The sequence below is a fragment of the Bilophila wadsworthia ATCC 49260 genome (genome assembly GCF_000701705.1).
GTDB lineage: Bacteria > Desulfobacterota > Desulfovibrionia > Desulfovibrionales > Desulfovibrionaceae > Bilophila > Bilophila wadsworthia.
The window spans coordinates 1-5,819 of record NZ_JNJP01000143.1; the positions used below are offsets into that span (position 1 = coordinate 1).

Annotated in this window: 8 protein-coding genes and 1 pseudogene; 1 reads left to right on the forward strand and 8 read right to left on the reverse strand. The window is 60.3% G+C overall.

Features of this window, described 5'->3' with window-relative positions:
- Positions 1-204 precede the first annotated feature (204 nt).
- The 7 genes from T370_RS0121090 to T370_RS23265 form a co-directional block, all read right to left on the reverse strand.
- Positions 205-1,128 (reverse strand): phage tail tube protein, encoded by a 924-nt coding sequence (locus tag T370_RS0121090; protein WP_029436917.1) that lies wholly within the window; start codon positions 1,126-1,128, stop codon positions 205-207.
- Between the two features lie 11 nt (positions 1,129-1,139).
- Complete coding sequence (locus T370_RS0121095) at positions 1,140-1,535, reverse strand: phage tail terminator-like protein (protein ID WP_029436918.1); 396 nt, start codon at positions 1,533-1,535, stop codon at positions 1,140-1,142.
- On the reverse strand, positions 1,522-1,989 hold the full coding sequence (locus T370_RS0121100; protein ID WP_029436919.1) for a hypothetical protein: 468 nt from the start codon (positions 1,987-1,989) through the stop codon (positions 1,522-1,524). The genes T370_RS0121095 and T370_RS0121100 overlap by 14 nt, the downstream gene beginning before the upstream one ends.
- Positions 1,989-2,387, reverse strand: coding sequence for a gp436 family protein (locus T370_RS0121105; protein ID WP_029436920.1), 399 nt, complete (start codon positions 2,385-2,387; stop codon positions 1,989-1,991). The genes T370_RS0121100 and T370_RS0121105 overlap by 1 nt, the downstream gene beginning before the upstream one ends.
- A complete protein-coding gene (locus T370_RS0121110) occupies positions 2,387-3,331 on the reverse strand; it encodes a Mu-like prophage major head subunit gpT family protein (RefSeq protein WP_029436921.1) in 945 nt (314 codons plus the stop codon). The genes T370_RS0121105 and T370_RS0121110 overlap by 1 nt, the downstream gene beginning before the upstream one ends.
- Positions 3,331-4,377 (reverse strand): phage protease, encoded by a 1,047-nt coding sequence (locus tag T370_RS0121115; protein WP_029436922.1) that lies wholly within the window; start codon positions 4,375-4,377, stop codon positions 3,331-3,333. The genes T370_RS0121110 and T370_RS0121115 overlap by 1 nt, the downstream gene beginning before the upstream one ends.
- A gap of 208 nt (positions 4,378-4,585) precedes the next feature.
- Entirely contained in the window at positions 4,586-5,149 is a 564-nt protein-coding gene (locus T370_RS23265) for a phage virion morphogenesis protein (RefSeq protein WP_034507431.1), read from the reverse strand.
- Positions 5,150-5,190: 41 nt separating this feature from the next.
- Between T370_RS23265 and T370_RS25290 the strand changes: the two are divergent.
- A pseudogene (locus T370_RS25290) lies at positions 5,191-5,270 on the forward strand.
- Between the two features lie 3 nt (positions 5,271-5,273).
- Here the strand turns inward: T370_RS25290 and T370_RS25430 are convergent.
- A partial coding sequence (locus tag T370_RS25430) for a hypothetical protein (RefSeq protein WP_029436923.1) occupies positions 5,274-5,819 on the reverse strand: 546 nt, incomplete at its 5' end.

Consider the following 5,819-nt stretch of genomic DNA (forward strand, 5'->3'; position numbering starts at 1 on the left):
ATGGCGGAATCGGCACCGGCAAGCGTGATGAAGACGCCCACGGGCTCATTGGTGACGGGATCAAGCACTTCGAGCTCCGCCCCTTCTTCGGCCTTTTTGGCGACGTCGCGGGTGGTGAAGTCAAAGGGGGTTGCAAGGGCGGTTTCGACGGCGGCGGATTCGGTAGCTTTGGTCATGGCTTTATCCTTATATATAGGTGAAGGTTTACGCACCGGGGTCGGCGGGCACAGTCCGGGTGATCTGAAAGTTGGTGCCAAGCGTCGCATCAAGCGCGGCGGACCACGGGACATTGAGCTGGATCGGGCCTTCGGACTGCACGGAATCGTCAGCGCCGGTCAGCGTGATGGAAGGGATGAGGAACGTGTACGAATACTCGCCGCGCTCAAGGGTGAATTCCAGCTTCACGCGGGAATCGTTGATGAAATACTCGGGAAGGTTCCCGTCAATATAGAACGCCGAAAGCGTCCCGGTAAGCGTGCTGCGGCCCCAGCTTACGGCCTTCGCCGAACGGTCGAAAATCGCGTACTGCGGCTCAATCCCGTTGGCGAGGGTCAGATCAATGCCGGTCACGACGGCAATCGCCTGACTGTTGATCTTGAGCGAGCCCTTGAAGCTGTCGAACGGATCGATTTCGCCCACCGGGGTGGGGGACGCCGCGAGCGGCGTGGTGCCACGCTCGCCGGAAAGCCCGACAATAGAGAACGTGCCGGAAAGCATTTCATTAGGCTTCACCGAAAGCGAAAACTGATTGACGAAACAGCCGGTATACGTGGCGTACTGATTGATATTGGTAAACGCCCGCTCAAGCGTGAAGGCATGGACCGCGACACCGGCTTTCAGGACGTTTTCCGTCCAGTTTCCGGCAAGCGCGGCTTCAAGGAATACGTCGTACTCCTTTGCCCCGAACTCGAACGTGATATCCCCGGCAATCCTGTCCACGCCGGTACGGTGAAAAGGAATCTGACGGTCAGAACGCAGGGCGTTCGACGTGAACGTGTCGCGGGTGAGCGTCAGCGAGCAGGAATTATGATTAAGCTCGGTCATGGTGGGCGACGCGGGCGTTGTTCCCGGCGTCGCCTCTTTTACGTACCGGAGCCCGTGTTTTGCGCCGGATGCGATGGTGTACATGGTAACGTCCTTTAGGCTTGGAAGGCGTAAAAGCCCACGTTGACCACAGCCTCGGTCCGTTTGCCGTCACAAACGGGCGCGGACTTGCGGGGCGTGGTGATGGTGGCCGTGCCGGAATCAAAACGGATGTCGTCCCCGCGCGGGAACCGGCGGGCAATCTGATCGGCAAGCGTCGCGGCAAGCGCGTCTTCCCCGGCTTTGACCATCACCTTGATCTCGATTCGTCCATTGATCTGGGTGAGGCCGCTCATACCGAGCGTGGCCTGCTTCTGATTTTCAAAAACGATCTGCGCCCGCAGGTGGCTGGCGTGCGGCGGCACGAACGGCTCCCCCTCCCAACCGAGAGGCAGGGCCAGCGCGCGGGCGGCGAGCCGAACCCGATCTTTCAGGGTGTCATACAGATTCATTGGTTTTCTCCGCTGGCGGGGTGAGCGTGAAGGCTTGCCCCCAGAGCACCGCCCACGCCCATGCGCCTTTTCTTTCCAACTCTTCATCGTCCAGAGGGGCAATGGACCGTATCTGGGCAAAAGACGTATCAGTGAGCCCGAACATCTGCCCGTGGATCGCGTGGACAACCTCGTCAACAATGGCAAGCCCGTCCATTTCCCGCTCTTCCTGCCCCGTACCGCCGTACATCACGACGATGGCGGCAAACTGTCCGTACACGTCAAGGTCGAACGAATCCGTTGAGGTGGTGTTTTGTGCCGACAGGATGGTCACGAGGACCGTTGCCGGACCGAGAGACTCGCGCAAAACTTCGGCGGCGTCCGCCCCGCCGGATATGGCCCCGACAGTGACGTCCGGGAGAAGCAGACCCAACTCCCGGATCGCCGCGTCGCGTATTTCAACAAGACTCGGCATTACCAGTCCCTCGTGCCGGGGTTGATTTCGACATCGTCCGCCGTTTCACCGGATGCGGAACCGGCGCAGGGAAGCGACACAATGCCCGACGCGACATCTTTGAGCCATGCCACGGTCGACTTGTACCGGGTGATAATCGGATCTTTTTCGGACACGTCGCCGCTTGTGAGCCGGTAGCGCACAATGTCCGCCGTCACCATCATGACAACGGGCGGCACGGGGTCGGCGAGCGGCACGGCGTAACGCGAGGCAAGATAACTGTCCACTTCCGAACTTGCGTAGCCGATAGCCGTTTCCAGCGCCTCCCGGTCAATCGCGTTTCCCTTTTTCTTTGTGGAGAGCGTGATCACTTCACGCTCTCCGAACAGGGAAACAAGGTCCTCAACGGTGGCGTACATTACGCAAGCCACGGGCTGACGATAATGGTGGCCGCGTCGAACCAGATATTCGACGCCCCTGCATTATCACGCTCGGCGACAAGGATTTTTCGGGCGTCGGCCTGCAACGTGGGCGGGACCACAAGCAGCGTCCCGGCCTTGCCGCCGAAGCCAAGCCCAAGGGGCCGTCCGCCGTCGGCCTTAAAGCCCTGCATGGTGGTCAACGCGAGCTCGAAGTTGTCGGCGGTGAGATCGTCGGTGCAGCATACGGCCTGTTGCCAGAAGCCGTACCCGCCGTTGCAGCGGTAACGGATGCCAAAGGGGTATTCGTCGTATTCGAAGACCGTGCCGTTCACCGTGGACGTGATCGCCTCGATCTCCGGCCTGGTCCGTTCCTGGAAGATAAAGGGCTTCAGGGGGCGGGACACGTCAAGCAGGTACCACGCCGTCTTATCCGTCACCGTGCCGCTGATGGCCGCCGGGCGAATCAGGTTGGAGACATTGGCGACCGAACCGGTGCCGTCGACGTTCGGATAGACCGGATGATCGGCGGCGAAGAACTTCTTGCCGTCAAAACAGTCGCTGGTCCGCCCGTTCTTCAGCAGTCCGAAAACGATCTCGTCAGGGTGCGTCGCGGCGGCGTAGCCCATTTCACGGAACAGCGGCGCATACACGTCAAGCGTGTCATCTTCAAAAGCTGTGCGGGGAATCTTGACGGAGGCCTCGTACTTCTTGTTCGTGACCGAATAGCCGAATTCCTTCATGCTTTTGTAGGCACGCTGTCCGGTCCACTCGGCAAGCTTCGGGAACTGGCCGAGCCACCCGTAGGTGGTGGAGGCCGCCGTGGAGGCTACGAGGGTGGCGAGCGTCGCCCACTGGGAAGGGGCCGCCGCCTTGGCTTTTTCAAAAACGTCGCTGTAGCCTACCCGAAGCGAGTTGAGCAGCGAATTGGTGGCAATAGGCATCAGTTCTTCTCCTTCATCTTGGCGGCGATAAAGTCTTCTTCGGAAATGCCGGCGACCTTCGCGGCGTACCGATCCTCATCCGTCAGTGCGGCGGCATGCGGCGTCCCGGCGGGAGGGATGCCGCCGGTCTGCGTCCCTTTCAGGGCGGCGATGGGCGGGACGGAAGACGCGATATAGCTTTTGACGGCGTCCGGGTGGGTCTTTGCGGTGGCCTTCGCCCACGCCTCGCAGGACTTCGGCAAACGTCCGTCGGCAAGCGCGGCGTCAATCTCGGCGGTGAGGGCGGCGAGGGTGCCGCTGCCTTCCAGTTCCTTGACCTTCGCGGCCAGCGCCGCGTTCTTTTCCTGCGCGGCGGTGAGCATGGCGGCGGGGACAAACTTCTCGGGATCGGGGTCGGCTTCCTTGGCGGCGGTGAGCATGGCGGTCAACGTCCGCCCGTCGCCCTGCGCCTTGAGCGCGGCAACCACGGCGTCTTCGTCGGCGTCGGCGGCAAGGCCGAAGAATTGCCGGAGCGCCTCAAGCGTTTCTTTCTTCATAGGTGAATCGTCCTCTGTCCGCGCGGCCACGGCGTCCATACCGTCAAGCGCGGGATAGTTTGTCAGGGCCGCGCTTTTCAGTTCGAGCACGGCCCCGGTTTCGGGGTCAAAAGAAAAAACGGGGGAAATGTAGCGGTACTCGTCCGCCCGGATGAACGCGCGGGCGGCGTCCGTCCATTTGACCGTGGCATACAGGCCGTCCGGCCCCGCCTCCAGCGACTCGATCCAGCCCGCCGCCGGGGCAGGCTTGCCGTTTTCGGCGGCGTTCATGGTCTGGTGCTCGTAGTCCACGACAAGTGGCGTCTCCCGCTGTTGCCAGCGGGCAACCAGCGTGGCGGCAAGCGAGGCGTCGAGCTTCCATGTCTTGGCCTTGACGCTCTTGAGCGTGCCGGGTCTTCCGTCGCGGGCGGAAAATTCGCCCATCGGGAAAAGCTGGATACGTCCGGGCGCGGGGTCGCCCGCATTGGTCAGGACGCGGGCGGCGATGGAGGAGGTGTATGTGGTGCTCATGACGTCAGAATAGCAGGGCTGTGGAACCGTGCCAGTTGACGCATGTCAGCGGGTGGAAAGGCGGGGGAACGGGTACGGACGGGAAAAGTGGGGGAGGAAAAAGAAGCGACGTGCGAATGAAGGCCGTTAGACCCCCGTTAGAAAATGCGTAAAGCAAAAAGACGGGCCGTCATTCATCTTGAGATAAAAACGGCCCTGAAAACGGCTTTTACGGCTTGAGGGCTTTTTGCAGGTTCCGGGTGATGGTGTCGAGCATGTCCTGGATATCCGTCGGGCCGACGCCCAGGAACGGGCGGGCGGGAATAACCGATCCCGGATGGTTCACGGATCGCCGGAATCCGATCCCCGGGATCTTGAGCGCCTTGCCTTTTTTCGCCCGGATGATGCGCGGCCCCGTCTTGCCGCCAAATTGGTGAATGGCGGCATAGGGGACGTTCGTACCGACAAGCGCGTAGCCGGGGCCGATCTCGCGCACGGCATAACGCCCGCCTGTGTTCGCAATACTTCCCACGAGCAGACCGCTGTCCTGCAACATGTTGACAACGGAGCGGCCTTTGCCTTCCCGCTGTTTCTGCCTTGCCGCCGACAGCGGTTGCCACGGCGTGCCTGTAGAGGGATCAGCATTGTTCTGGAAGGCGCGGGCCGAAGCGTCAACCATAATTTCCGACAGGTCGCGCATGGTCGGCGTCGTGTCGGCCAACGACGCGATAAGCCTCCCCAGAGCGGCGCGCAATGCCTCGTCGGATATGCTGATTTTGATAAGTTCGCTCATTGACTCATCACCTTAACAGAGAGTACAAAAAGAGAAAGTTCATGGGAGTGCCTCGAAATGGTAAGGAGGCGGTTAACGGTTTGGCCGAATCGACATGCGGGTTCGATTCCCGCCTCCCATGAGCTTAAAATATCCGTTCTCCCGGTGGGGAGAATCTCCAACGTTCTTGTCTATACGCCGTAGCAAAGCCGTCAAAGCGTCCATGCCGTTTGATGGCTTTTTTGTCGCCTGACGGCATAACGACAGGAAGCAGGATACACCAGTCGGGATCATCTGCCGTCAAGACGAAAAGTACATTTTTCTTGTTCTTGTTCCAGTACGCAGCCTCCGCTTTAGAAAAACGCCTTGCAATCTCCTCACATTCTTTCTGAGACAGTGCAATACCTTTTTCATGATGATCGTCGCTGTCTATATGGGGAACTCTCTCGTCGGTCATAATGGCGATCCGCGCCGGGGTGAGCCCCTGTCCTTTCGCATACTTTACAACTTTTTCAGGGACAAGGCCGACAACAGCGGCCTCTCCCTGCTTATGTCCTACTGCCAAGCGGTCTCTGATCCACAAGCCGAAAGCCGCGTGCCGGGCCGGGGCGTTGTTGATAGCCTGCACAACTTCGGCATAGAGCGCATCGCTTTTGATAAGCTCCAGCTTTTGCGCCAGCTCGCAGTCAAG